Annotated in this window: 28 protein-coding genes and 1 pseudogene; 16 read left to right on the top strand and 13 right to left on the bottom strand. The window is 55.6% G+C overall.

Going from position 1 to position 26,311, the window contains the following annotated elements:
- Positions 1–19 precede the first annotated feature (19 nt).
- The 4 genes from PSES9_RS0121105 to msrA all read left to right on the top strand — a co-directional run bounded on the left by PSES9_RS0121105 (position 20) and on the right by msrA (position 2,344).
- Positions 20–355 (top strand): DUF2025 family protein, encoded by a 336-nt coding sequence (locus tag PSES9_RS0121105; RefSeq protein WP_010490323.1) that lies wholly within the window; start codon positions 20–22, stop codon positions 353–355.
- Positions 356–667: 312 nt separating this feature from the next.
- Positions 668–1,090, top strand: a complete 423-nt coding sequence (locus tag PSES9_RS0121095) for a GNAT family N-acetyltransferase (RefSeq protein WP_010490321.1) — start codon at positions 668–670, stop codon at positions 1,088–1,090.
- A gap of 53 nt (positions 1,091–1,143) precedes the next feature.
- Positions 1,144–1,659, top strand: a complete 516-nt coding sequence (gene msrB, locus PSES9_RS24020; protein ID WP_010490320.1) for a peptide-methionine (R)-S-oxide reductase — start codon at positions 1,144–1,146, stop codon at positions 1,657–1,659.
- Positions 1,660–1,669: 10 nt separating this feature from the next.
- On the top strand, positions 1,670–2,344 hold the full coding sequence (gene msrA / locus PSES9_RS0121085; protein WP_010490319.1) for a peptide-methionine (S)-S-oxide reductase MsrA: 675 nt from the start codon (positions 1,670–1,672) through the stop codon (positions 2,342–2,344).
- Positions 2,345–2,418: 74 nt separating this feature from the next.
- Here msrA and PSES9_RS0121080 read toward each other — a convergent pair whose 3' ends face one another.
- On the bottom strand, positions 2,419–2,763 hold the full coding sequence (locus PSES9_RS0121080; RefSeq protein ID WP_010490318.1) for a hypothetical protein: 345 nt from the start codon (positions 2,761–2,763) through the stop codon (positions 2,419–2,421).
- A gap of 84 nt (positions 2,764–2,847) precedes the next feature.
- Positions 2,848–3,690, bottom strand: coding sequence for a CvfB family protein (locus PSES9_RS0121075; RefSeq protein WP_010490317.1), 843 nt, complete (start codon positions 3,688–3,690; stop codon positions 2,848–2,850).
- A gap of 319 nt (positions 3,691–4,009) precedes the next feature.
- Between PSES9_RS0121075 and PSES9_RS0121070 the strand changes: the two genes are divergently transcribed.
- Positions 4,010–4,198 (top strand): hypothetical protein, encoded by a 189-nt coding sequence (locus PSES9_RS0121070; RefSeq protein ID WP_010490316.1) that lies wholly within the window; start codon positions 4,010–4,012, stop codon positions 4,196–4,198.
- Positions 4,199–4,591: 393 nt separating this feature from the next.
- Positions 4,592–6,891: pseudogene (locus PSES9_RS24015) on the top strand (LTA synthase family protein).
- Between the two features lie 101 nt (positions 6,892–6,992).
- Here the strand turns inward: PSES9_RS24015 and PSES9_RS0121055 are convergent.
- Entirely contained in the window at positions 6,993–8,342 is a 1,350-nt protein-coding gene (locus PSES9_RS0121055; protein WP_010490315.1) for a DEAD/DEAH box helicase, read from the bottom strand.
- Positions 8,343–8,514: 172 nt separating this feature from the next.
- On the opposite strand from PSES9_RS0121055, the gene PSES9_RS0121050 reads away from it, so the two are divergent.
- Positions 8,515–8,931, top strand: a complete 417-nt coding sequence (locus PSES9_RS0121050) for an anti-virulence regulator CigR family protein (RefSeq protein ID WP_010490313.1) — start codon at positions 8,515–8,517, stop codon at positions 8,929–8,931.
- Here the strand turns inward: PSES9_RS0121050 and PSES9_RS24010 are convergent.
- From PSES9_RS24010 to PSES9_RS0121025, 5 genes are all read right to left on the bottom strand, one after another.
- The gene (locus tag PSES9_RS24010; protein ID WP_010490311.1) at positions 8,901–9,599 is read right to left on the bottom strand and encodes a cupin domain-containing protein; all 699 of its coding nucleotides are present in this window, start codon (positions 9,597–9,599) and stop codon (positions 8,901–8,903) included. The genes PSES9_RS0121050 and PSES9_RS24010 overlap by 31 nt on opposite strands.
- A gap of 30 nt (positions 9,600–9,629) precedes the next feature.
- Positions 9,630–10,532: an EamA family transporter RarD gene (rarD, locus tag PSES9_RS0121040; RefSeq protein WP_010490309.1), complete on the bottom strand. Its 903-nt coding sequence runs from the start codon at positions 10,530–10,532 to the stop codon at positions 9,630–9,632.
- A 2-nt stretch (positions 10,533–10,534) separates the two neighbouring features.
- A complete protein-coding gene (locus tag PSES9_RS24005) occupies positions 10,535–11,425 on the bottom strand; it encodes a carboxylate/amino acid/amine transporter (protein WP_010490307.1) in 891 nt (296 codons plus the stop codon).
- A 136-nt stretch (positions 11,426–11,561) separates the two neighbouring features.
- On the bottom strand, positions 11,562–12,161 hold the full coding sequence (locus PSES9_RS0121030) for an FMN-dependent NADH-azoreductase (protein WP_010490305.1): 600 nt from the start codon (positions 12,159–12,161) through the stop codon (positions 11,562–11,564).
- A gap of 157 nt (positions 12,162–12,318) precedes the next feature.
- Complete coding sequence (locus tag PSES9_RS0121025) at positions 12,319–12,633, bottom strand: hypothetical protein (protein WP_010490304.1); 315 nt, start codon at positions 12,631–12,633, stop codon at positions 12,319–12,321.
- Between the two features lie 151 nt (positions 12,634–12,784).
- On the opposite strand from PSES9_RS0121025, the gene PSES9_RS0121020 reads away from it, so the two are divergent.
- The 5 genes from PSES9_RS0121020 (at position 12,785) to PSES9_RS0121000 (ending at position 17,542) form a co-directional block, all read left to right on the top strand.
- On the top strand, positions 12,785–13,711 hold the full coding sequence (locus tag PSES9_RS0121020; RefSeq protein WP_010490302.1) for a LysR family transcriptional regulator: 927 nt from the start codon (positions 12,785–12,787) through the stop codon (positions 13,709–13,711).
- Positions 13,712–13,723: 12 nt separating this feature from the next.
- Entirely contained in the window at positions 13,724–14,527 is an 804-nt protein-coding gene (locus PSES9_RS0121015) for an alpha/beta fold hydrolase (protein WP_010490300.1), read from the top strand.
- A gap of 12 nt (positions 14,528–14,539) precedes the next feature.
- Complete coding sequence (locus PSES9_RS0121010; RefSeq protein WP_010490298.1) at positions 14,540–15,094, top strand: peptidylprolyl isomerase A; 555 nt, start codon at positions 14,540–14,542, stop codon at positions 15,092–15,094.
- Positions 15,095–15,206: 112 nt separating this feature from the next.
- Positions 15,207–17,045: an ABC transporter ATP-binding protein gene (locus PSES9_RS0121005; protein WP_036988387.1), complete on the top strand. Its 1,839-nt coding sequence runs from the start codon at positions 15,207–15,209 to the stop codon at positions 17,043–17,045.
- 230 nt (positions 17,046–17,275) lie between these two features.
- Complete coding sequence (locus PSES9_RS0121000; protein WP_010490294.1) at positions 17,276–17,542, top strand: DUF2790 domain-containing protein; 267 nt, start codon at positions 17,276–17,278, stop codon at positions 17,540–17,542.
- Positions 17,543–17,605: 63 nt separating this feature from the next.
- Here the strand turns inward: PSES9_RS0121000 and PSES9_RS0120995 are convergent, their stop codons facing one another.
- The 5 genes from PSES9_RS0120995 to PSES9_RS0120970 form a co-directional block, all read right to left on the bottom strand.
- On the bottom strand, positions 17,606–18,742 hold the full coding sequence (locus PSES9_RS0120995; protein ID WP_010490293.1) for a GNAT family N-acetyltransferase: 1,137 nt from the start codon (positions 18,740–18,742) through the stop codon (positions 17,606–17,608).
- A gap of 135 nt (positions 18,743–18,877) precedes the next feature.
- Positions 18,878–20,191 (bottom strand): OprO/OprP family phosphate-selective porin, encoded by a 1,314-nt coding sequence (locus PSES9_RS0120990; protein WP_010490292.1) that lies wholly within the window; start codon positions 20,189–20,191, stop codon positions 18,878–18,880.
- A gap of 239 nt (positions 20,192–20,430) precedes the next feature.
- Positions 20,431–20,664, bottom strand: coding sequence for a zf-HC2 domain-containing protein (locus PSES9_RS0120980; RefSeq protein WP_010490291.1), 234 nt, complete (start codon positions 20,662–20,664; stop codon positions 20,431–20,433).
- Positions 20,658–21,269, bottom strand: coding sequence for an RNA polymerase sigma factor (locus tag PSES9_RS0120975; protein WP_010490290.1), 612 nt, complete (start codon positions 21,267–21,269; stop codon positions 20,658–20,660). Before PSES9_RS0120975 ends, PSES9_RS0120980 begins: the two co-directional genes overlap by 7 nt.
- Positions 21,269–22,396, bottom strand: coding sequence for a beta-ketoacyl-ACP synthase III (locus PSES9_RS0120970; RefSeq protein WP_010490289.1), 1,128 nt, complete (start codon positions 22,394–22,396; stop codon positions 21,269–21,271). Before PSES9_RS0120970 ends, PSES9_RS0120975 begins: the two co-directional genes overlap by 1 nt.
- A 462-nt stretch (positions 22,397–22,858) precedes the next feature.
- Here PSES9_RS0120970 and PSES9_RS0120960 point away from each other — a divergent pair, with 462 nt between their 5' ends.
- The 4 genes from PSES9_RS0120960 to PSES9_RS24000 form a co-directional block, all read left to right on the top strand.
- Entirely contained in the window at positions 22,859–24,469 is a 1,611-nt protein-coding gene (locus tag PSES9_RS0120960) for an FMN-binding glutamate synthase family protein (RefSeq protein ID WP_010490288.1), read from the top strand.
- A 38-nt stretch (positions 24,470–24,507) separates the two neighbouring features.
- Entirely contained in the window at positions 24,508–25,119 is a 612-nt protein-coding gene (locus tag PSES9_RS0120955; RefSeq protein ID WP_010490287.1) for a LysE family translocator, read from the top strand.
- Between the two features lie 28 nt (positions 25,120–25,147).
- Positions 25,148–25,897 carry a substrate-binding periplasmic protein gene (locus PSES9_RS0120950; RefSeq protein ID WP_010490286.1) on the top strand — a complete coding sequence of 250 codons (750 nt, stop codon included), beginning with the start codon at positions 25,148–25,150 and terminating at the stop codon, positions 25,895–25,897.
- Between the two features lie 137 nt (positions 25,898–26,034).
- Positions 26,035–26,311 (top strand): MFS transporter (locus PSES9_RS24000; RefSeq protein ID WP_010490285.1); only part of this gene is annotated, 277 nt, incomplete at its 3' end.

The following is a 26,311-nucleotide window of genomic DNA, read 5'->3' as shown; positions in this document are numbered from 1 at the left end:
TTATCACAGGCCAAGCATCATGAGTATCACATCCGCCGACATCTGTAGCGCTGCCGATCAACTACAGGGCCTTGTGGGCTTTAATCAAAAAACCGACCAGTACATCGTGCGCTTCAGCGAAGACTCGTTTGGCCTGGATATTCTCCATGAGTCGATACAGCCAACCAGCGAGTTCGTCTGGAGCCCGCATTGCGACAACCACATGCGTTTAGATCGCACGCGCATACAGCTGCTGCTTGACCAACATATCGATGAACGGCTGAATATCACTGCGCCCATCCAGCTGTATATGCAACGCAATGACCTGCCTGAGATAGTTTCCGAACGCCGCGTCAGCAGCATCGGCGAGCAATGATGTATTTCAATAGAAGCATTTCTGGCTAATCGGCGTAGACTGGATCCTACCAAGGCTTGCCGGAGAATGTCCCAAAGGCTCCACGCTCACTCACTTTTCACCCACCGAGGTAAAGATCATGAGCAAAGGTATGGATTCAAAAAAGAACAGCAAGAAGAAGCCCCTGAAAACCGCTCAGGAAAAACGCATGGCCAAGAAATCCAAGCATGAGGGCCAAACCCTGCTTGGCAGCCACGCCGCACGCAACTGAGACAATCGCCCAGCGTTCGGCCAAGTGCCCGCGCTGGGCCAAACCGAACCAGCCCGAACCCAATGCCTGCAACCCGTGTTCGCCTTCTACCTGAAGCCCTGAAACCCTTGGCCAACAAGTTTTACGGCGCCCATCGCTCGAAAATGAAGGCCACCCATGAAGATCAGGTCTGGGTTGTCGAACACACACAAATCATTGCCGCATTGTGCCTGCGGCCTGTTGCCAGCGGACACTGGTTGACCAGCTTGTTCGTGGCCCCCGAACACCGCCTGCAAGGTCATGCACGAGAACTTATAAAGGCCGTTACAAGCAGCTGCAATTCAACAGTCTGGCTGTTTTGCCATCCATCTTTGTCTGAGTTTTACCAGGCGTCGGGTTTTAGTCCCGAGGTACAGCTCCCCGAACAACTCAGCCAGCGCTTAGCGCGCTACCAACGCAGCAAGTCATTGATCGCCCTGGCCGCCCAAACCAGTCAAGCACTGTAACAAGCGCATATTTTTAACCTCTATATTGCTCATGGCAGAGGATGAAAATACTCATGAAACGCCGTTCTTTTCTGCACGGTCTGGCCCTATTACCGGCGGCACCGCTGCTGGGTTCATTGATACAACCCGCTGTTGCTCAAACAACAGCAACGCAACCGGTCATCACACCGCTGAACAAGCCCCGCGAGGCGTGGCGAAAACTGCTTGCCCAAGACGCCTACGCCGTACTGTTCGAGGAAAACACCGAGCGCCCCGACAGCAGCCCCCTCAATCACGAAGAGCGGGACGGCACCTTTATCTGCGCGGCCTGTTACTTGCCGCTGTTTCAAAGCGAAAACAAGTTTGACAGCGGCACAGGCTGGCCGAGCTTTACCCAGCCCATTGCAGGTCATATCGGCACGAAGCGTGACTTCAAGCTGCTCTGGCCACGCACTGAATATCACTGCATCCGCTGTGGCGGGCACCAGGGCCACCTGTTTAATGACGGCCCTGCTCCGCGTGGGGACGCTGGTGTAACAATGGCCTGGCCCTGCAGTTTATTGCCAAGGGCGAAGACTTACCGGCCCTAAGGAGCTAATGATGACAACTGAAACTATTAAACGCCTTGGTTTGGCCGGTGCGACGCTGCTACTGGGCTTGCTGCTCGGCGCCTGCGGTCCAACCTCGTCAACCCCTGCGGCAGCACAAGCCACAGGCACCGCGCAGAGCATAGAACTCAAACCCGGTGAGCAAGGGGTTGCAGTCTTCGCGGGGGGATGTTTCTGGTGCACCGAGTCGGACTTCGACAAAGTACCAGGCGTTTTGTCGACCACCTCCGGATATATTGGCGGCACTGTCAAAAACCCCACCTACGAGCAGGTCTCATCGGGTAAAACCGGACACCTGGAGGCGGTACTGGTCAGTTATGACCCGAACAAGACCAGTTATGCAAAGTTACTCGAAGCTTACTGGCCAACTATCGATCCCTTGACCGCCAATGCACAGTTTTGCGACCACGGCAGCCAATATCGCAGCGCAATTTTCTACAGCGACGATGCGGAAAAAGCGGCAGCGCAGGCCTCCAAGACCGCCTTGCAGAACTCTGGCAGGCTCAAAGGCAAGATTGTCACCGAGATATTGCCGGGTACAACCTTTTATCCTGCCGAGGAGTACCATCAGGACTACTACCTGAAAAACCCGCTGCGCTATAAGTACTATCGCACCGCCTGCGGTCGTGACTCACGACTCGAAGACATCTGGGGCAGCAAAGGCTAGGCGCTGTCTCCAACATACAAAGCACCAGTCGAACGGCATTCGACTGGTGTTTTTTTAAAGCTCGCAGTAAGGGATTAGCGGCTATCTTGGCGCTCATAGGTTGAACTGCCAGGCCTGCGTTCAACCTCGTAGCCACCGGGATACACAATGCTTTGCCGGATGCCGCCGCGGGTTTCGAATGATTGGCTGGCACTGCCATTGCGCTGGTGGACAGAGCCATAATCGCTCGGCACCTGATAGCCGCCATAGCCATTGTATTGCTGCGAGCTGCGCGACTGACCAATACTTCCCGTTGCCCCGGGGCTTATATAGGTCTTGGGGATGGCCCGGATTGTCTGTTGCCCGGCCTGATCGGCATGGGCCGCGCCGAGTACACCGAGCAACAGCCCGGCGCCCAGCAAAATGTTCAGTTTGATCATCGGTTTAGGCCTCTAGGTCGTGTAGCTGTATTTCATCAGACAACACTAGCCTGCAGAGGCTCCCTTACGGCGATCACCGGTACCCTACTTGGCGATCAACTCGATACGATCGTCGTGAATGGTGATCAGCCCTTGCTTGTACAAGCCACCAATGGCTTTCTTGAAGTTGCCCTTGCTGACACGAAACAAGGCGGAAATGGCCTCGGGCGAGCTTTTGTCGCTAAGCGGCAACACACCATCGTTGTCACGCAACTTGCTCAACACCTGCTCGCTCAAGCTGCCAACAGCCTCCTGACCGATTGGCTGCAAGCTCAGGCTGATTTTGCCGTCACTGCGCATTTCCTTGATGAACCCTTTGTCCCGCATGCCACTACGAACAAACTTGAACAGCTCGTTCTTGTGCAGCAAGCCCCAGTGCTTGCCATTGATAATGGCTTTGAAACCCATGTCAGTGGCATCGGCAATCAGCAGGTCGACTTCCTGGCCTGTCTTGTATGTCGCGGGAAGGTTATCGAGATAGCGATCCAGGCGTGCCGTGGCGGTAATACGCTTGCTGCGCTTGTCCAGGAACACATGGACAACACAGTAATCACCAACCTGCAGCGGACGCTTCTCCTCGGAGTGTGGCAGCAGCAGATCCTTAGGCAGACCCCAGTCGAGAAACAAGCCAACATGATTGATATCAATCACTTTCAAGCTGGCAAACTCGCCCACCTGAACTTTCGGCTTTTCAGTGGTTGCGATGAGTTTGTCTTCACTGTCCAGATAGACAAATACATTGAGCCAGTCTTCCACCTCGCTCGGGGTATCACTGGGAATATAACGCTTGGGCAATAAAATCTCGCCATCAGCCCCGCCGTCCAGATACAGGCCAAAGTCCGTGTGTTTCACGACCTGTAAGGAATTCATTCGTCCAATTAACGCCATGGTGCACTACCCTCTCTGCAATGCCAGCATTCTAACCGAGTTGCAGCCAGTATTCTCGCTGGGGATTGCGGATCGCCTGCAAAGCACCAGCCCCTTGCCAGCGACGACCCGACCAGTGGCAAGATCGCCTTTTTCGGAAACTTGAGTATTAATATTAATTTCAATAAAAACAGTTATTTGTGTGCAAAAAACAACTGATCCAAATTTAAATAAAATCGCTGATTAATTTCTGGCATATAAATTCTCGAGGGTAATAACCGAATAATTGTCAAGTCATTGATGTATACTGGTCGACCGAGTTAATTTTGAGTAAAGGTTAATGGCCGGCATGCGCGTAAAAAAATCCAACACCAAATCCAAACCAGCTCCGGCTGTTGAAACCAGCGCATCGATTGACGCGCAGGTTGCAGCTTTCCTGAAATCGGGTGGTGAAATCCAGCAGATCGCCAAAGGCGTTAGCGGTCAGGTTTACGGCGCAACCAAGCAGATCACCATCGGCAAGAAGTAACACGAGCCACCAGGCTCCATCCTCACAGGGCAATGTACCGGCAGCCGCCAAGCAGCGCAGTGCTGCCAGGCTTGAACCTGCTGCTCTCTTGCCCTTTGGGTTCCGCTGACGACATCCCCTGAAACATTCCCGTCTCGCAGTCAGCCGCGAAGTCAGCGCTATTTTTCATATCAGCACTGGCGGTTAGCACACAGTTGTTTCAAAATTACGACAGGCCGCTTCAGCGGTTGATTCGGCGATGCCGTTGACTATGAATGGCATTGGCCCAGGAGTAATAGTGCGTTTTCTCAACCGCTGGCTCAGCACGATCCCCGGCGCACGGCACGGGCGGCTATCCAAAGCCTCCGAGCAAAGGTCAGGTGCGACCAAAATCGACCAGCAAGCGCAGTGTACATGAGCACTCCGAGCCGTTTGCTAAGCTGGCGTCACCCGACACAGTCACCGTCCGCACAGTGCCTGGCGCTCTGCGCCTTATTTATATTTATTCCGCTTGCCAGCCGCTACTTGCTCGGCTGGTCGCACGCCTATGGCTATCTTTCAGATATTGCCATCGGTGGTCTGCTGGTCGTATTGCTTTACCAGCGCCCACTGATTATCGCGCTGCCTGTGATGATTTTCTGGAGCGTTCTGACCCTGGCCAACATCGAGTTGCTGACGGCGGTTGGGCGCATGCCAGAGGCGTCCGACCTGCATTACCTCACCGATGCACAGTTTGTCAGTCGCTCCACCCATGGGGCGGGCCTGAGCCACCCTGCACTGGGCCTTGCCTTGTTGGCCAATATCGGCTTGTACCTGCTGTTGTCATTGCGTCAGCGAGCAACGGTACGCCGGCCAATCGGCAATGCGTGGCTGTTGCTACCACTGGCATTGCTCGCTGTCCATGCGCTGTTGCAATACCGCATGCCGAGCGAAAGCGATCAGTGGTTTCAATTCAACCTGCCACACAAGCTCGCGGCTGAAGGCTTTAGCAATGGCGAGCAAGACCTGCAAAGCTGGCTGGACAATCAACCGCCAGGCGCGCCTGTGAATATTGCCGGCCTGCAGCAGCTGGACCTCGATGGCACACCCTTGCTTGAGCAGGCGGGTCGGGCACGCCATGTGTTGATCATCACCCTCGAAGGCATACCCGGGGCATACCTGGCCCCAAGCCGTGATGCACTGCAGAGCCCGTACAATGGCAATACCATGGTGCGCCTGAGTCGCTGGGCAGAACAAGGCATGCTCACCGCCGATTATGTGTTGCACAGCCATCAGACCATACGTGGTCTGTACTCAATGCTCTGTGGCGACTTTGCCAAGCTCGACTCAGGCACTCCCAAAGGTGTCGAGTTGCTTAACAACCAAAGCCGTAGCGAACAGTGCCTGCCTGCACAGATGCGTAAAAACGGCTTTAGTACCCATTATCTGCAAGGTGCAGGCCTGCGCTTTATGGCCAAGGACCAGATCATGCCGCAGATGGGATTCGACAAAACCCTTGGTCGCGACTGGTTCACCAATACGCCCCACCTGAATTTCCCCTGGGGCATGGATGACAAAAGCTTCTTCGAAGGCAGCCTTGGCTACATAAACCAGCTGCGCCAACAGGGCCAGCCCTGGATGCTGACATTGATGACAGTCGGCACGCACCCTGGATGCTGACATTGATGACAGTCGGCACCCCCCAGCCGTACTCGGCGCCAGCTGACTACTTGCAGCGCTTCCCCGAGAGCAAGCTGGCGGCGGTGGCGTACCTGGACGAAGCTGTCGGTGATTTCCTCGATGCACTCAAGCAACAGGGCGTGCTGGAGGATACCTTGGTCATAGTCACCTCTGACGAGTCCCACGGCATCGAAAACCTGGCGCTCGCCTCAGCCTGGGGCTTCAACCTGATTCTGGCTCCCGAACAACAGCAGTTGCCCCATCTCAAGCAAGGCGTGTACGGCCACGTTGACCTCAGCGCCTCGGTACTGGATTACTTTGCCCTGCCAGTACCAGGCAATATCAGCGGTCGCTCACTGCTGCGTGACTACAACCGTGGCCGCCAGATAATTTCCTACACCAATGGCTTGCTGCGCCAGCACGATGACCAGGGCACCTTTACCGAGTGCGACTTCCAGCATGTATGCAGGCGCTACGCCAGCAAAGGCTTTATCAACGACAAATCGCACTACCTCGGGCGCTTTACCGGCAAACCTGCGCGCCTGCTCAGTCAACAGGCTGAGTTGCTCAACCAATCTTTACGTCAGGCGGATACCAGCCAGCATTATCAGTTCGCCAATCACCAACCCATTGATCTCAAGCCGCAGAGAACGGACGACTGGGCTGACAACCTGGTTGGCGCGCAGTACCTAGAGTTGCCCCAAGGCACCCGAACCACGGTGACCATGAAGATTCGCGCGGTAAACCTTGATGCTGCCGGCGCCACCTTGCAACTGAAGACCAAGGAATACGACCGCGATGTGACAATCACCATTCCTGCGTTGCCCAAGCTCACCGCAGACCAGCCGGTCAGCTTGACCTTTAGCTTCGATAACCTGGATGCGCGCAAAGCCTTTTCCTTCCATCTGCTCGGCCAAGGTAACGGGGCTATTGTGCTAGACGAGTTCAGGGTCACGACCGAGCCCCGCACTGACAGCCTGGTTGCCGCCAAGGACGAAACACAAGCAAGGCTTGAAACAGCCACCGAAACGCCAGTCGAGAAAGTGCACAACTAAGGTTGCGCTTGACCCAGGCCCACCGCGACAGCCAATAAAAAGCCGCCAACGAGATAATTCGTTGGCGGCTTTTGTGCTTTGCCGCGAAGCGAGCCGCGACCTTAGTCAGCCGCTGGCGTACGGCGCTTCAACGGTGCCAGGCCATCCTGGCTGACCAACTGCGGCCCATCGCTTTTTGGCTTGTTGATGGTGTTGCGCTTGGCTTTGACTGGCGTTTTGGCAGCGGCCTTTTTAGCCACCTTCTTGCCCGTTTTCGGATCAATCTTCTTCTTTTTGGTGCCTGCGGCCTTACCGGATGCCTTGAGATTCTTCGGCCCCTGGTAGATGCCTTTGACGTCCTTGATATTGCGACGCTCGAAACGCTGCTTCAAGTAGCGCTCGATGCTCGACATCAGGTTCCAGTCGTTGTGGCAGATCAGCGAGATGGCCAGGCCCTCGCCGCCCGCACGCCCTGTCCGGCCAATACGGTGGACATACTCGTCGCCCGAGCGCGGCATATCAAAGTTGATCACCAGGTCCAGGCCATCGACATCCAGGCCACGTGCGGCGACATCGGTGGCAACCAGAACCTTCACCGCGCCCTGACGCAGACGATCGATGGCCAGCTTGCGATCTTTCTGGTCTTTCTCGCCATGCAGCACGAAGGCTTTGACGTCCTTGGCAACCAACTTGCCATACAGCCGATCTGCCTGGACGCGGGTATTGGTGAAGATAATCGCTTTCTGGTAGGTCTCGTTAGCCAGCAGCCACTCGACCAAACGCTCTTTATGGTAGTTGTGGTCAGCGGTGATGATCTGCTGGCGAGTCCCTTCATTGAGGTCGCTGACGCTATTGAGCTGCAAGTGCACGGGTTCCTTGAGCACCTTGTTGACCATTTCTCGCAGGCCAGAGCCGCCACTTGTGGCAGAGAACAACAGCGTCTGGTGCGGGCCGCTGCAGGCTTCGGCCAGGCGCTGAACGTCTTCGGCAAAGCCCATGTCGAGCATGCGGTCGGCCTCGTCAAGCACCAGCACTTCAACTTCATCAAGCAGCAGGTTGCCCGCATTGGCGTGTTCAATCAGCCGGCCCGGCGTACCGATCAAGATATCGACACGGCGCAACATGGCGGCCTGAACCTTGAAGTCTTCACCACCGGTAATCAAACCCGATTTAATGAAGGTGAACTGCGAAAAACGCTCCACCTCTTTCAGGGTTTGCTGTGCCAGCTCACGCGTCGGCAGCAAGATCACCGCACGAATGCTCAGGCGAGGCTTTGGGTCGCCCATCAAACGGTTAAGCATTGGCAGCACAAATGCAGCCGTCTTGCCGCTGCCGGTTTGCGCGGTTACCCGCAGGTCATGCCCTTGCAGCGCGGCTGGAATGGCCGCCACCTGCACCGGTGTAGGCTCAACAAAGTTAAGCTCAGCCACAGCTTTTAGCAGGCGTTCATGCAGGGCGAATTGGGAAAACACGGGGTAACCTCGACAAAAAATCTGGAATCAGTTGTATAGCGTAACGTTTTCCGGCGCTGGGGCCGAATGCTTTGTGCAAAAGCGCACAGGGATTTGTCATCAGCCATTGAACATCGTGATTATTTAGCGCTCAAATGGCCCAGGAATACACCATGGAATTATCGAGAACACCATGAAGCTAGCCTCCCGCTCACTGGTCGGTTGCACGGCCTTGGCTATTATACTCGCAAGCCAGGCCAGCATAGCTGCGCCCAAGCATGACAAGGGCAATCCGCACCAAAATGACCATGGCTCCGATGTGCGGATAGACCTCAACGGACCAACGGTCGATATTGGCCGGGTGCGCGTTGTGCTGGGTGACAACCGTAACCTGATCGGCAATGTCAGCTCCCTGCCGCCCGGCATCCAAAAGAACCTGGCTCGCGGCAAGCCACTGCCACCGGGTATCGCGAAGAAATTCGACAACCGTCTTATCGGCAAACTGCCGCACTACGATGGCTACGAGTGGAAACAGGCAGGCACTGATGTAGTACTGGTCGCAATAGCAACCGGGATCGTTTACGAAGTGCTCAGGAACGTGCTGGACTGAGCCAGCGCGTCGGTTGCCTGGAGGTGACCGACCTTTACATAGATGAGACAACCCTCGGTTGAACAGGGCTTGTGCTGCGAGCCATGTGGATTACGCAGCCAGGTGCCCGCCGGATAATCACCAAACTCATCCTGAAACACCCCTTCCAACACAAGGATCTCTTCACCGCCGAAGTGCCGGAGCGCCTTGAACTCAGTGCCTGGCGCCCAGCGAACCAGCGCAGTATGTACGCTGCCAAAACTATCCAGGGGCAATACACTCAAGCCCTCGACCAGCCCTGCCTGCCAATGACTATCGCGGGTGTTGATGCGCAGCGTCGCCTGGTCATCCGGCTCTTGATAACAGAGTTTCACAAACAGCAGGCAGCCCGATGCACTTGAAGGCGCATGTTGGCTACCGGGCGGATTTTTCAGCCAGTAACCTGCGGGATATTCGCCCTGCTCATCAGCGAACACGCCCTCAAGCACCAGGATTTCCTCGCCACCGGGATGCAAGTGGCTACGAAAACTAGAACCTGGCGCATAGCGCACCACCGAGGTTGCGCGCCCGCTTTCTGCGGCAAAGCGCTCCAATGGTCGCCGCTCCACACCCGGTAGCGGCGATGGCAGCCACTCAAGCGCCGAAGTGTCGATCACCACCCGGACCGATAGGTCATCATGAACCCGCATACTATTGCCTCTGAATAAGTAAACAGCCGTCTAGGCCCGGCTGCCAGCGCGCCACTGTTTAGTCAGCAAGCGTGCGCTATCCCAGGCCACAAGCACGACTGCCAGCCATATCGGCAGATAGGTAAACAGCTGGGCACTGTCAAAATGTTCGCCCAGAAACACCAGCGACACCGTAAACAGTAATACCGGCTCGACGTAACTCAAAATCCCGAACAACCCCAGCGGCAATAATCGACTCGATGCAATCATCGCCGCAAAAGCCAAGGCGCCGAGCATGCCCAACCCCGGCAGTAGCCACCACAACTGCGGCGCCGTGCTGAATGGCGCAACCGGACCCAAGGCGATTATCAGGTAGATGGCAAGCGGCGACAGCACCAGCATTTCCAGCAAAAAGCCGGACAAGGCATCCATTTTCATCCAGCGGCGCAGCATAAAGTAAGGCGGGTAGCCCAATACCGTCACCAGCGTCACCCACGAAAACGCTTGCGTACGCCACAGTTCATGCACCACTCCAAGCAGGGCGCAGAACACAGCCACCTTGAGCAATGGCCTTAGACGCTCGCCATAGAACATGCGTCCGACCAGGACCATCGCCAGCGGCAAGAGGAAATACCCCAGCGAGACATCAAGCAGGTGCCCGGCCAGTGGAGCCCAGACAAACAGCCCCCATTGCACGCCAATCAGCGCTGCAGCCAGGGGCAGTGCCGCCAGTAACCTTGGTTCATTACGCAGGCGAACCAGCGCAGCCAGCAACAGGCGCCACTGCCGTGTGACGACGAACAGCAACACAATTGCAGGCAACGACCAAAGCACCCGTTGAGCAAAGACCTGCACTCCGTCCAGCGGTGCCAGCAACTGCACATAGCCAGGAATGATGGAAAACAGTATGGAGGCAAAAACTGAAAGCCCGACGCCTTTCCCCGACAGATTCATTGTTATGCCTTGGTTGATACCGCACCTGATTTCTGCCCACCCGGGGGCAAACGTGCAAAATGGCTGATCACCAGCGACAAGCCGATCACCGATGCCCCCAAGCCCAGCCGCAACCAGTCAGCCTGATGATTCCAAAGCAGCAGGTTGACCAGTAAACCTGCGGGCACCAGCAGATTGTTCATCACTGCCAATGTTGCCCCATCGACCTGGCTGGCGCCTTTGTTCCACCAGTAAAGCCCAAGTCCAGAAGCCATCACACCCAACCAGAGCAAAACGCCCCACTGAGTGACGGTGGCAGGCATGCGGGCGGCGTTACCGAATACCAGGTAGGCCGGCAAGGCCACAATCAAGGCACCGAGATAGAAGTAGCCGAAGCGTTGGAACGGCGCAATTGTCGAGGGGTAACGCGGCAACAAGTGCTTGTAGAACACCTGGCCGGCGGCAAATGTTGCATTGGCCACCTGCAACAACATAAAGCCCCAGAAGAAATCAGGACTGATCTGGTCATAACGGATCACGCCGGCACCGATCACCGCGACGGCTGCGGCCACCAGTGCCCAAGGGTTGAATCGCCGATTCAGCGCATCCTCGATCAAGGTCACGTGGAGTGGCGTCAAAATGGTGAACAGCAGCACCTCGGGTACGCTCAGGACGCTAAAGCTCAGGTACAGGCAAACGTAGGTGATGCCAAACTGCAGCGCACCGATGACCAGCATCGACAGCTTGAAACCACTGGCAACACCGCGCCAGCGGGTAAACGGCAGGAACACCAGGCCGGCAATGACGATTCGCGTCAGCACCGCAAAGTAGCTATCAACCTGACCGGCCAGGTATTCGCCGATGAGACTGAATGAAAACGCCCACAGTAGGGTTACAACGAGCAGATAGCGCATGATCACCTCAAAATCAGGCGCAGACCTTAGCCTGTCATGGGCCAATCAACAATCAGCAAAACGCACACAAGAAAAAGCCCGCACAACTTTAGGTTGGGCGGGCTTTGCTGTTGGCCACAGCGGTTATATCAAGCGATCAAGCCACCTCGGCCAATTTCTCCTTGGCCTGGGCCAGGGCCTTATCCTGGAAATCACCGCCAAGGTTGAGGCCTTCGGCGTTAATAAAGCTGACATCGTGGATACCAATAAAGCCCAAGGCCTGGCGCAGATAAGGTTCCTGATGATCCATGCTGCTACCGGCGTAGATACCGCCACGAGCCGTGAGCACGAAAGCACGCTTGCCGCTAAGCAGGCCAACCGGGCCGGTATCGGTGTATTTGAAAGTCACACCGGCACGCAGTACATGATCCAGCCATGACTTCAGGGTGCTCGGAATCGCAAAGTTGTACATTGGCGCGGCAAGTACCAGCACGTCGGCGGCCAACACTTCGTCAGTCAGGGTGTTGGACAAGGCCAGTGCCGCTTGCTCCGCTTCACTTTGCTGTTCGGCAGGCGTCATCCAGCCGCCGAGCAGGTTCATATCAAGGTGGGGCACCTGGTCAACCGCCAGGTCGCGAACGCTGATCTGGTCAGTTGGGTACTTTGCTTGCCAGTGGGCAATAAATTGCTCGGTCAATTGGCGTGAGATCGAACCTTGTTTACGGGCACTGCTTTCAATTACGAGGACACGGGCCATTGAATTTGCTCCATCAAGTGGTTGTTTAGCGTCGATGAGCAAAGATTATGGCCAACCTATCCGATTAAAAAGCGCAAAAATTAGCCTATAAACATCAACAAAGTTGATTTATAGCGATTTCCACTCTAGGATCTGAAGCGGATCACAAGCCAGGCTTCTAGCTCGGCTTACATTCCACATCCATGCGCAACTTGATAATTTTGCGTGAGAAACGCACGGATAAATTGATGTCATCACCCGGTTTAAGCAGGGCTTTACGTGTGCGCGGCGCCTCTGGCCCATTGCGGAATACCACCTTGCATTCGGCAGCAGCCTGGCCATAGTTGTAGAGTCCCACCGCCCCCAGAGTGTCGTCAATATCCATGGGGGTTACCGTAATTTCGGCACCGTTGAGGTGTTTTTCAGTCTCTAGCGGGTAGGCAAAGGCATAAATTGGTAACAACGCGAACAACGCGCAACACAGCTTATTCATGCAACATATCTCCAGCAGGGACTCTTCAATGGAGTCTCGATTGTGTATCCAGCTTAACGCGCAAACAGCTTGAGGGTGCGACCTGCACACTGCAACAAGAAAAATAACCCGGTATTCAAGAGCCGAACGGTACAGATAGACAGGACCCGACATGAAAGCCCCTCGCGTAACCCTAGACCAGTGGCGAACCTTGCAAGCCGTTGTCGACAACGGCGGCTTCGCCCAGGCGGCAGAAATCCTGCACCGCTCTCAATCCTCGGTTAGCTATACCGTTGCGCGCATGCAGGAACAACTCGGCGTTCCGTTGCTGCGCATCGATGGACGCAAGGCTGTATTGACCGATGCTGGCGACGTACTGCTGCGCCGCTCGCGCCAACTGGTCAACCAGGCCAGCCAACTCGAACACCTGGCCCATCACATGGAGCAAGGCTGGGAAGCCGAAGTACGCCTGGTTGTCGATGCGGCCTACCCTAACGCCAAGCTGGTCCGTGCCTTGACGGCCTTTATGCCGCAAAGCCGGGGCTGCCGGGTGCGCCTGCGCGAAGAGGTGTTGTCGGGCACCGAAGATGTCTTGCGCGAAGGCACCGCCGATGTCGCCATCAGCGGTTTGAACATCCCCGGTTTTCTCGGCAGCGAGCTGAGCAGTGTCGAGTTTATTGCCGTTGCCCACCCCGATCACCCGTTGCACAAGTTGCAGCGCCAGCTGAGCTTTCTCGACTTGCAGACCCATATGCAGGTGGTGATTCGTGACTCGGGGCGCCTGCAGCCCCGCGATGTAGGCTGGCTCGGCGCGGAGCATCGCTGGACAGTTGCGAGCCTCGCCACGGCAGCCTCTTTTGTCAGCAACGGCCTGGGCTTTGCCTGGCTGCCCAGGCACATCATCGAGCGCGAACTGAAGGATGGCCAGCTCTTGCCATTGCCGCTGGACCAGGGCGGCACCCGCAACCCGAGCTTCTATCTGTATACCGACAAGGAAAAGCCCCTGGGGCCAGCCACCCAGATTCTTATTGAACTGATCAAAGGCTTCGATGCGGCACCACTCAATACCAGTTTCGCGGCGCCCCAGCCAACCAATTGACAGGAGTCGGGCATGGCTTATTTCGATAATGACGGCTGCCAACTGCACTACGAAGTATACGGCCACGGCAAACCACTGGTTTTGGTCCATGGCTTGGGCTCGAGCACACGCGACTGGGAATACCAGATTCCCGCATTATCAGCGCATTACAGGGTTATAGCCCTGGATGTCCGGGGCCACGGTCGTTCGGATAAACCCCATGAGCGCTATGACATGGCCACCTTTGCCGACGACGTGGCAGCGCTTATCGAACACTGCCAGTTGGGCCCGGTTCATTTGGTCGGTATCTCCATGGGTGGCATGATCGGTTTTCAGCTAGCCGTGGATCGTCCAGACCTGCTGCTCAGCCTGACCATCATCAACAGCGGCCCGGAAGTCAGAGCCAAGTCAGTCGGCGACTACCTGCAGATAGCCAAGCGCTGGACCTTGTCGCGTCTGCTCAGCCTTGAAACCATTGGCAAGGGACTGGGCAAGCTACTGTTTCCAAAGCCTGAACAAGCCGAGCTGCGTGCCAAAATAGAACAGCGCTGGCCGCAAAACGATAAACGCGCGTACTTGGCCAGCCTTGATGCAATCATTGGCTGGAGCGTGCGCGAACGAATTTCGTGCATCACCTGTCCTACGCTGGTCATCAGTGGCGACCGAGACTACACCTCGGTTGCACAAAAACAGGCGTATACGAACCAATTGAGTAACGCCCGTCTCGTGGTGATCGAAGACTCTCGACACGCAACGCCCATGGACCAACCACAAGCTTTCAACAACTGCCTGCTTGAGTTTCTAAACGAAATCGAAACGGCCGTCACTCCCACATAGGATCTCCTGATAATGCTCAAGAAAATCATTCTCGCAGCCTGCACTCTAGTCTTTGCTTCCTCGCTGTGGGCAGCCACCAACCCCAAGGTTTTGATCAGCACAACCCTGGGCGATATTGAAGTCGAACTGAATGCCGAAAAAGCGCCTATCAGTGTCAAAAACTTCCTTGGCTACGTGGACAGCGGCTTTTACAAAGGCACGCAGTTTCACCGGGTCATTCCAGGTTTCATGATCCAAGGCGGCGGTTTTGATGCCGACATGAAGCAAAAGCAGACAGGCGCGCCGATCCGAAATGAAGCCGATAATGGCTTTCACAAAGTTCGCGGAAACCTGTCGATGGCCCGAACCCAAGTACGCGCCTCAGCCCCCAGCCAGTTCTTTACCAACCACAAGGAAAATGCATTTCCCGCCACCGGCAGCCGTGACTTTGGATATGCCGTATTTGGCAAGGTCATCAAAGGCATGAACGTGGTCGACGAAATTGCCCAGGTGCCAACCGGCAACCGTGCAGGCATGCAGAACGTGCCGCGCGAGCCGGTGATGATTCTGGACATCAAGCGTCTGTAAGATCAGTGCAAGCATTGGCGGACGACAGTGCGTCGTCCGCCCAGTCCTGCGCACACAAAGCCTCGAATCAAAGCCACATAAGCGCTAAGCTGGCCGACCAGCTTACGGCAGGATGCCACTTATGTTTCGCCGTTTTGAATCACTGATCGACGTCTTCAAGCCAGCACCCGATCAAGCACCGCCCAAAGATATAGCGCGTTTCTACCTGCACTATCTAAAGCAGGCCTGGCCACTGCTCTGCGCCCTGCTGGTCGTAGGCTTCTTTGCCGCGGTGATTGAAGTCGCGCTGTTCAGTTTTCTCGGCCAGTTGATCGACATGGCCCAGCAAACACCCAGCGGCGAATTCTTTGCCAACTACAGCCAGCAACTGCTGTGGATGCTGGTCGTGGCCATGCTCATCCGCCCACTGGTGTTCGGCCTTCATGATCTGCTGGTCAACCAGGCCATATCGCCAAGCCTGACCAACCTCATCCGCTGGCAAAACCACCGGTATGTGCTCAAGCAGAGCCTGAACTTCTTCAATAATGATTTCGCTGGACGCATTGCCCAGCGCGTCATGCAAACAGGCCCATCGTTAAGCCAATCAGCCATACAAGTGGTTGATGCGCTTTGGCATGTGATCGTCTATGCCGGCAGCGCCATCTACCTCTTTGCCGAGGCCGATTTACGCCTGACCGCTCCACTGCTGATCTGGATCGTCGCCTATAGCCTGCTGCTCAAATATTTTGTGCCACGCATCAAGCAGCGCTCCGCAGCCGTGTCCTCCGCCCGCTCCAAGCTCATGGGACGGGTCGTCGATGGCTACAGCAATATCAGCACCCTGAAACTGTTCGCCCACACACAGGAAGAGGAAGCCTATGCCGGCAGCGCCATGCAGCATCTGCTGGACAAAGCGCGCAGCCAGACCCGAACAGTCACCGCCCTGGATTTCAGCGTAACCTGCATTAACGGCTTATTGATTGGCTCAACCGGAGCGCTGGCCCTGTGGCTCTGGAGCCAGGACCTAATCACCAGTGGCGCCATTGCTTTGTCCCTGGGGCTGGTGATCCGCATCAACAACATGGCCGAATGGATCATGTGGGTGGTCAACGGCATCTTCGAGAATATCGGGACCGTACAAGATGGTATTCGCTCGATTGTGCAACCCGTGCAGGTGGTCGACCATCCCAATGCAGCGCCGCTGAAAGTCAGTAGTGGCGCGGTGAGCTTTGAGGATATCCACTTCCACTACGGCAAGGAAAGCGGCGTTATCGGCGGCCTCAGCCTGAGCGTCAAGGCGGGCGAAAAAATTGGCCTGGTCGGCCCTTCTGGCGCGGGCAAGTCGACCTTGGTCAGCGTGCTGCTGCGCCTGTACAACCTGCAAAGCGGACGTATTCTGATCGATGGGCAAAACATCGCTGCAGTCAGCCAGGAGAGCCTGCGATCACAGATTGGGGTAGTCACCCAGGATACCGCCCTGCTGCACCGTTCGATCCGCGACAACCTGCGCTATGGCAAACCCGATGCCACTGACGCGCAATTGGACGAAGCGGTGCGCAAGGTCCGCGCCGACGGCTTTATCGGCCGACTGGATGATGGCCAGGGCGGCTTGGGTTTAGATGCCCAGGTCGGCGAACGTGGCGTCAAGCTTTCGGGGGGCCAACGACAACGTATTGCGATTGCCCGGGTTCTGCTCAAGGATGCGCCGATCCTGGTACTGGACGAAGCCACCTCGGCACTCGACTCTGAAGTTGAAGCAGCCATCCAGGAAAGCCTCGATAGCTTGATGCAAGGTAAAACCGTGATTGCCATCGCCCACCGTTTATCGACCATCGCCCGGATGGACCGCCTGGTGGTTGTTGACCAGGGCCAGATAGTCGAAACCGGCACCCACGCAGAACTGATTGCCAAGGGCGGACTCTATGCGCGCCTCTGGCAGCATCAGACCGGTGGTTTTGTCGGCGTTGAATAGTCGCCTGGCTCAAGACTTATAGATAGCTTGCTTCGTAACTTAAAATTTAATAGTCTCTGTAACAAGGTGTGACAAATAGTCGCTACGCGCTATACACCCCTTGCTTAAGCCTCCGGGCTTTGCTCGAGCTATTGAATCCGAGGCTTCTGGATCAGTGCAACCCAGACCCACTCGATGACAATTGCGAGTTTCAGTAGATGCGTGACTTCCAGTATTGAGGAAAGACCATTATGAAAATTGCGTCAGTCGTAGCAGCCTTCATCACCAGCCTTGCTCCATCTGCATTCGCCCAGGACATCGACCGCGAACCTGGCTCCGGTATTCCGGCGGTGAAGTACCAATACGGCATGGAAGTCGACATCAGCAAAGTTCTACATCGCACCGACAATTCCAAGAAGGTCGGCGTGGTGCCGGTCAATGTGGTCTACGAAGACAGCAAAGGCGAGATTCACAAGATCCAGTTCCTGGAGTGGGGCAATGGCCCACACAATGTCTAAGCCGTTTAGCTGACAATATCTCGTAGCCCACCCACGGCAGTTCCCGAGTCATTGATCGAAGGCTCAGGCACTGCCGTCAGCTTGCCGATAGGGCAGCAAGCTCCTCGCCTCCAGGGCATAGCGACTGATCCCTTCACGCTCTTGCTCAAGAAACTGCGCCACGGCTGCGCGCAATCCAGGGTGACACAGGTAATGCCAGGATCGGGTGATGACCGGCTCGAAGCCGCGAATCAGCTTGTGTTCGCCCTGAGCCCCGGCATCGAAACGCTCTAGCCCGCTGGCGATCGCATATTCCATGCCCTGGTAAAAACAGGTTTCGAAGTGCAGCCGATCAAACTCGGCCAGACAGCCCCAGTAGCGACCATAAAAACTGTTACCGCCCACCAGACTAAATGCCATCGCGACCGGCTGCGTGCCCTGCCTTGCAATCACCACCCGAATAGACTCGGGCATCTTTTCGGCCAGCAGGCTGAAAAACACCCGGGTCAGATAAGGCGCTCTGCCGCGCACACGATAGGTATTGGCGTAGCAGACATAGACGAAGTCCCACTCGGACTCGCTTAGCTGATGACCCTCGCGCCATTCAAATTCGATGCCCTGCCCGGCCACCTGCTCACGCTCTTTGCGTAATTGCTTGCGCTTGCGCGAACTCAATGAGTCGAGAAAATCCTGAAAGTCGCGGTACTGACGGTTATGCCAGTGAAACTGGCAGCCAAGACGCTCCAACCATCCTTCGCGCCCGCGCACCAGCGCGTCGGCGGCCGGGTCTGTAAAGTTGATGTGCAAACTCGACAAACCCTGGTCATCCAGCGCCTGGGTAAGGCTATCGAGCACCTGGCCAACTAGCTGCGTATCACCCAGTAAACGCGGCCCTGTGACTGGAGAAAATGGAATACCCGCCAGCAGTTTCGGGTAGTAAGCAATGCCCGCTCGCTCACAGGCATCGGCCCAGCCATGATCAAATACATACTCGCCGAACGAATGGGTTTTCAAGTATGCCGGTAGCGCTGCTTCCAGCTTGCCATCGGCATCGAACACCAACTGATGCGCTGGCGTCCAACCGGTTCCCGGACCAACACTGCCACTAAGCTCAAGCGCACAAAGAAAGCCATGTTTGAGGAACGGACTCTCAGCTGCAGCCAATCTGTCCCAGTCGACTGGATCAATATCAGGAAGTGAAATAGCGGTTTTTGTCTGCATCTGCGCAGTCTGAACTTTAGTGCCGACGAAAAAAAGCCCCGCAAAACAAGCGAGGCTTAAAAGGAGCCACTTTCGTTTAAAACACAGCACCCCGATGGTCTTGAGTACAGCGGCCAATCCATCGGGGCGCAGGTTTTAGAATACGTACTGCAGGCGCATTACAAAGGCATCGCCATCATCATCGCCGTTGGCATTGGTAATGCCATCGGTGGTGGTCATGACGTAGTTGGCTGCAACCTTCACGGCCTCGTTGGCATACCAGTTCACACCGATGGTGTTGATGTCTGCTTCAGTATCACCCACTTCACGCGTTGGAGAGGCCACCACAACGTTGTCATCTTCAACTTTGATGTGGTCGTAGCGGTAGAAAATTTCCCAGGCGCCGATTTGCTTGTTCTCAGGCTTGATGCTGTCGAACTTGGCACCGTCAAGCTTGTAGCCGCGGGATTCACCGGTCAGGGTGTAAGCCAGTTGGCCGTAGTAACCATCAGACTTCACGTCTTCGATGGTGCTGCGTGCAGACTTCATTTTACGGGTCAGGTACTCAGCCTGGGCCGAGAAAGGGCCTGTTGCCCATGCAAATTCAGCACCCCATACCGAGTCGTCATCAAAGACGCCGGAAGCGGCCTGGAAACCACCGAAGGTCGCACGGTTGCCGTTGTCACCGGCGGAGTTGCCACCGTTTGTGGAAACACCGCGAACGGTCAGGCGTGGGCGAATACGGCCATCGACGGCGGCATCCGAAAGGTCCCGATAAGCATAGTTGACACCCATGTGCAGCACGTTGCCAGACTCAGCCATTGGTGCGAACACGCCGCGCAGGTTGAACTGCTTGACGCTGTCGCCGTCATCATCGTTGACGTCCTTGGATGAAACGCTACCCGACAAGTAGGCCATGCTGCCCATTACTGCGCTGGCCTGGGCGCCCAGGCCGTTTTCGTGACCATTTACCCAGTCGGCCACTTCATAAGCGGCGTTACGCTCGATAGCAGTGATCCACTTTGAGCTGGTGGCTTTTTCCAGACCGAAATCCGGGTCAAAGCGACCAAAGCGCAGTTTCACCGGGTCGAACCCCGTGTAGGAGATAGAGGCTTCATCGAAATAGCCATCATCGGAGTTGCCCGCGTTATGAGCAAAGTCGTAGCTGATTGCGTACTTCCAGTCTTTGTAGGCAACACCGCTTAATTCAAGGAAAGCGCGGCGGAAGTAGGCTGCGTCTGCAGTGTTGCCGTTTTTGGTGTAGAAGCCATCAAAGCGGCTGTAGTCGGCTTGCAAGCGACCACCCAGCTTGAAGCTGAATTCTTTGTCAGTGGTGGCAACCTCAAGGCCGCCTTTGGTCTTGATAACAATGTCTGAGCCATCCGTGGTCACAGTGCCTGCGAATGCTTGCGCTGAAACGGCAAGAGCCAATGTACTCGCTACGACACCCGCGAAATGCTTACGGATCATCGGAAATTCCCCTTTGGACAAATGGTCAAAAACACCCGAGCGATGGTGCTCGTTTGTGCAGGGGGAATCTTGGAGTCAACAGATGTCAGGCAAGTTGCTGATATATAAATATTTGATGACAGCGGAACTTTTTAAACCCATAAAGAATAAGCATTTGACGCGCGATTAACGGGTCAAATAACCACTTGATTTTAAAGGTTAAATTGAAACAGGAAAGTCAACGGACGCGCTACACCCTTCTAATCGGATGAGCGCTGAGCGTCTGCTAGTTTCTGTGCAAGCCCGTCAAGGTCTTCAGCCTTATCAAGCTGCATCTTGCGATAAACCGCCTGGCTTATTTTCATTTGCCTGATGAAACGCCTGCAATTAACGCAGAGAGTCAAATGCAGGCGCACTTCAAGCCCACGACTCAGGCTCAAGCGATTATCTAGATAGTCACTGGAATTGGCGACTAGTTCTTTACAGCTCAACATTGACCTGTTTCCTCAAAATGCTCCAGGGTGGCGAACATCTTTAGGCGTGCCCGGTGCAACAACACCCGCACGTTAGAGAGCGAGATGTCTAAAAGATTACAAATTTCCTCAAGCTCCAAGCCCTGGCGTTCTCTCAACACCAACACACTGCTTTGCATGTTCGACAGACTGCCCAGGGTCTTTTCCAGGCATTCGCGTAATTCATTCTGCAAGAGCATTGCTTCTGGCGTGTCCTGATGCCACTCATGGGGCGCCATGAGCCAATGACCGTCATCGGCAAAACGATCATCGCCAATGGTCCCGTGCGGGCCAGGCAGATCGTCCATCAGCACTTCGCGACGGTTATGTTTCAAGCGGGTTTTTGCAGTGTTAGCCGTAATGGTGAGCAACCAGGTTTTCAAGCTCGAACGCCCTTGAAAACCTTTCAAACTATTGACCACCGCGAGCCAGGCATCCTGAACAACCTCATCAGAATTACGGCTGCCAACTATGGCAAGTGCCACGGCTCGCATGGAACCTTGATAGGTCGCGACCAACTCCCTGTAAGCACTCTCTTCCCCGCTCAAAAGCCGGGAGAGCAACGCACTATCTTCTGGATATTCCATTAATGTTTTCGCAAAATTACACTACCGATTGAATAACCGGCTCCAAATGAGCTAAGTACGCCTAAGGAGCCACCTGCCAGATCGTCCTGGTGCTTGTGCAAGGCAATCACCGATCCTGCCGAGCTGGTATTTGCATACTCATCAAGAATCACCGGAGCTTCGCTAGGTTCGGCATCCCGGCCAAGTAGCTTGCGAGCAATCAGCAAATTCATGTTGAGGTTAGCTTGATGCAACCAAAAACGCTTAACGTCGCTGACGTTAAGCTTGTTTTCCTGAAGGTGGGCGGCAATCAACTCCGCCACCATCGGACAAACATCCTTGAAAACCTTGCGGCCTTCTTGCACGAACAATTTGTCCCGTGCGCCAATACCCTCTTCAGCCGCCCGGTTTAGGAAGCCAAAGTTGTTGCGGATATTGTTGGAGAACTGGGTCAGCAACTTGGTGCTGACCACGTCAAACTGGTATTCCGATGTTGCCTGGTCAGCGCGTTCAATTACGACGGCAGTCGCTGCATCACCGAAAATGAAATGGCTGTCGCGATCACGGAAATTCAAGTGACCGGTGCAGATTTCAGGATTGACCATCAACACAGCCCTGGCCTGGCCCAACTGGACACTGTTGGCTGCAGCCTGAATGCCAAAGGTGGCAGAGGAACAGGCAACGTTCATGTCGTAACCGAAGCCCTGGATGCCAAGCGCTGCTTGAACTTCAATCGCAACTGCCGGATAGGCCCGCTGCAAGTTGGAACAGGCAACTATCACCCCGTCGATATCCGCGGCGGTTTTACCGGCTCGCGCCAGTGCCTCATTCGCCGCGCCGACGGCCATCTCGCAGAGCACACCCCACTGGTCATTGCTGCGCTCGGGAATACGAGGTGTCATGCGTTGCGGATCGAGGATACCGTCCTTGTTCATGACGAAGCGGCTCTTGATCCCGGATGCTTTTTCAATAAATGCGCTGTTTGACTCGGTTAACGCCTCAACCTCGCCACGGGCGATGGCTTGCGCGTTTTCTGCATTGAACAGCTGGACATAGCTATTGAAGGACTGGACCAATTCGTCGTTGGAAATACTATTAGCCGGGGTGTAGAGGCCCGTTCCACTGATTACGACGTTATGTACGGTCATTACTGTTGTCCTCAGCCGCATGTGGCGGTCAATTTTTAGCTGGCTTGCAGCCATTTGCCACAAGCGTCAATTCGGGTGCATACAGCGCGATTCGCTAGGCAGTGCGCCCCGACAATCAAAACACGGATTTTGCCACAGCAAATCAAATTCGTCCTAAGCGTTCGACTGATGGGAAGCATGAAGGACCCAACAACTGTGCGGATATTATGCAATTAGCACCGCAAATGCCATTAACTTGCCACAACCCCAGGGTGGTCACAGGCAAATCATCGGCTAAACCCTGCCCCTGAAGTCGCAAAAACCACTCGGTTTCGCGTATCGTTTGGCTAACCTGCCTAAACCAAGCACATACTTATGGAGCAGCAGCATGGCGCCTGACAGCATTTATTTTAGATCCACGAGCACTCACATCAAGATCATCCGCAGTCAGGCGCTGGCAAATTTTCAACAAAAGGAACTTGTATGAATCTGTCTCTACTGAGCCGCTACGCATTTTTTGCTTTTTGTGTCCTGTTCACCCTGATCAACCTGCTGTTTGTGCAGCATGAATGGGTTTGGCCGCTGATCTTCATTGGCGGCGCCCTGAGCATCATCGGTGTGATCGACTTGCTGCAACAGCCGCAGGCTGTTCGCCGCAACTATCCGATCCTTGGCAATATTCGCTACCTGGTCGAAGCCATTCGTCCCGAAATACGTCAGTACCTGCTTGAGGCCGATGGCGACAAACTACCGTTTTCCCGTTCGCAACGTACACTGGTCTATGCCCGCGCCAAGAATCAGGGCGGCGATAAGCCATTTGGCACCTTGATTGATGTCTATCAGGACGGGTTCGAGTTTATCGGCCACTCCATGCGCCCTGCCCCAGTCAGCGACCCCAAGGACTTCAGGGTCACCATCGGCGGCCCGTTGTGCACCCAACCCTATTCGGCCTCGGTATTCAATATCTCGGCGATGAGCTTCGGCTCCTTGAGTGGCAATGCAATTCAAGCCTTGAACAAAGGCGCCATGCTCGGCGGCTTCGCCCACGACACAGGCGAAGGCAGCATCAGCCCTTATCACCGCCAACATGGTGGCGACCTGATTTGGGAACTAGGCAGTGGCTACTTCGGTTGCCGCACCGCCGACGGCAAGTTTGACCCGCAGCGCTTTGCCGAACAGGCCAAGTCGGCGCAAGTAAAAATGATCGAGATCAAGCTCAGCCAAGGCGCCAAGCCAGGTCACGGCGGGATCTTGCCGAAACACAAGATCTCCGAAGAAATCGCCCTGACACGTGGCATCCCCATGGGCATCGACTGCGTATCACCATCAAGCCACAGCGAGTTCTCAACCCCGATCGAGCTGCTCGAGTTCATTGCCAGGCTTCGTGAACTGTCCGGCGGCAAGCCCGTTGGTTTCAAGTTATGCCTGGGCCACCCCTGGGAGTTCATGGGCATAGCCAAGGCCATGCTCGAGACGGGCATCCTGCCTGACTTTATTGTGGTCGACGGCAAGGAAGGAGGCACCGGGGCCGCGCCCGTAGAGTTCACCGACCACATTGGCGTGCCAATGCGTGAAGGCCTGCTGTTTGTCCACAACACCCTGGTCGGGCTCAATCTGCGGGATAAGATCAAGCTGGGCGCCAGTGGCAAAATTGTAAGTGCTTTCGATATCGCCAGCGTACTGGCCATCGGCGCTGACTGGGCAAACTCAGCACGAGGCTTCATGTTTGCGATCGGTTGCATCCAGAGCCAATCGTGCCACACCAACAAATGCCCAACCGGGGTTGCCACCCAAGACCCGCTCCGCCAGCGTGCCTTGGTGGTGGGTGATAAAGCCGAGCGCGTCTACAACTTCCATCACAACACCCTGCATGCATTGGCTGAAATGCTCGCTGCGGCTGGCCTTGAACATCCAAGTCAACTGGATGCCAAGCATCTGGTGCGGCGCATTTCCGCCACCGAGATCAAGTTGTTTTCGCAGCAACACGTGTTTTTGAAGCCTGGCGAATTATTGAGCGGCAAGATTGAAGGCGAGTTTTATGAGCGCATGTGGTCCATGGCGCGACCTGACAGCTTCGACGCAACTGTCATGTGAACCCACTCAACAATCCAACGACTAAATAGAGCGCATCGATGGCCCTTCAAACATGGTTGCTTTATCTGATTGCCATTACTGGCCTGTCACTCACGCCCGGGCCCAACGGCTTGCTGGCAATGACCCACGGCGCTCTTTACGGTCATCGCCGTGCGCTGTGGACTGTAACGGGTGGCGTGATCGGCTTTACCCTGTTGATGGCGCTGTCGATGTTCGGCATCGACAGCCTGCTCAAGGCATCGGCCAATGCCCTGACCATACTCAAATGGCTGGGCGGCGCTTATCTGATCTGGCTTGGCATCCAGCTATGGCGATCACCACCGCCCAACTTGGACACCCTCGATGATACCCATGGGCGACCGGCCTCATCACTGTTCCGGCAGGGCCTGTTCGCCGCCCTGTCCAACCCCAAAGTGATTTTGTTCTTTGGCGCCTTCCTGCCGCAATTTCTCGACCCAGGCGCCAACATCTGGCTGCAATTTGCGATCATGGCGCTGACCTTTGTCATGGTCGAGGGCCTTGTCGAGTACCTGCTTGCACGCATGGCACAGCGCATACGACCATGGCTGCAACGCAGCGGCAAGGGCTTTAATCGCAGCTGCGCGGTGATGTTCATAGCCATCGGCAGCGCCTTACCGATGACCCGTTGAGCCGGGTAGCGAGCGAATGTTAAGTAGCATGCATCCCATCTTTGACAGGCGCACGGCCCGCGGCGGCTTTGCGGTGTGCTTGCTGCTCCTTGCCACCTGGTCTCGGGCCGAACAGCGCCCCCTGAACTTTTCCATACCCGACAGCTGGGGCATGCCGCTGGTTGACCTGGACAATGGCCAGGCTACCAGAGGCTTTGTATTTGACTTGGAAAACCGGCTGGCTGATCGAGTCAATCGCCAAGCCCGGTTCATCGTCGTGCCGCGACTGCGGGTATCCCAATCACTGCTGACCGGTAGAGTCGACGTACATTGCTTCGTCAGCAAGGACTGGATGCAAGGCAACACCGCAGGCTACGTCTGGAGCGAGCCCTTCATGGAGCAACCTGACGTACTGATTGCTCGCGCCACGCAATCGTGCAAGCAACCACCGCCGGGGACGTTGATAGGCGCAGTGCATGGCTATGAGTACTCCGCCCTGGAAAGCGATTTCGCCAATGGGCGGCTTGTGCGTGACGATGCCAGGACCCAGGACCAGGTGTTTAACAAGCTGGCAGTCAAGCGCTATGACTACGCGCTGTCCAACGAAATCAGCGTTGACTGGTACAACAAGGACAAAGGACCAGAAGCCCAGCTTCAAAAGCTCAAGCAGGTCGGACAGTCCCAACTCGGCTGCATGGTTCGCAACAGCCCTGAGATCCCTACACAAGAAATACTTGCAACCATCGCCCGGATGAACGCCAGCGATGAAATCGATCAACTCCTCCAGGCCTACCGCTAGCGATTGAACTGGGCAGCACAATGGCACCAGCCCCATCTTGACGAAAGAGCGCTCCAGGGCGGGATTTGACTTACCTTCCGCGCCAAAGAAGCCGATAATGCCGCGCCCAAATTCACGCCGTATGTGGAAAGCCGCCAATGCCCAACTCCAGCCAGCAAAGACTCACACCCCGCGCCATATTGCTGATTGAGCTCGCGTTAGCCTTGGGCGGCTTTGCAATCGGTACGGGGGAGTTCTCGATCATGGGCCTGATGCCCAATGTGGCGCAGGACCTGGCAATCACCGAACCGCAGGTGGGCAACGTCATCAGCACCTACGCACTGGGCGTTGTAGTGGGCGCTCCGATTCTGGCAATTCTCGGCTCACGCCTGCTACGCAAACACCTATTGTTGCTGTTGATGGGGGTATTCGCGG

Origin of the sequence: Pseudomonas sp. S9 (assembly GCF_000222125.1) — a bacterium.
In the GTDB taxonomy this organism is placed as follows: domain Bacteria; phylum Pseudomonadota; class Gammaproteobacteria; order Pseudomonadales; family Pseudomonadaceae; genus Aquipseudomonas; species Aquipseudomonas segetis.
The sequence above is the reverse complement of the archived record's forward strand: the minus strand, read 5'-3'. Positions and strand labels throughout refer to the sequence as shown.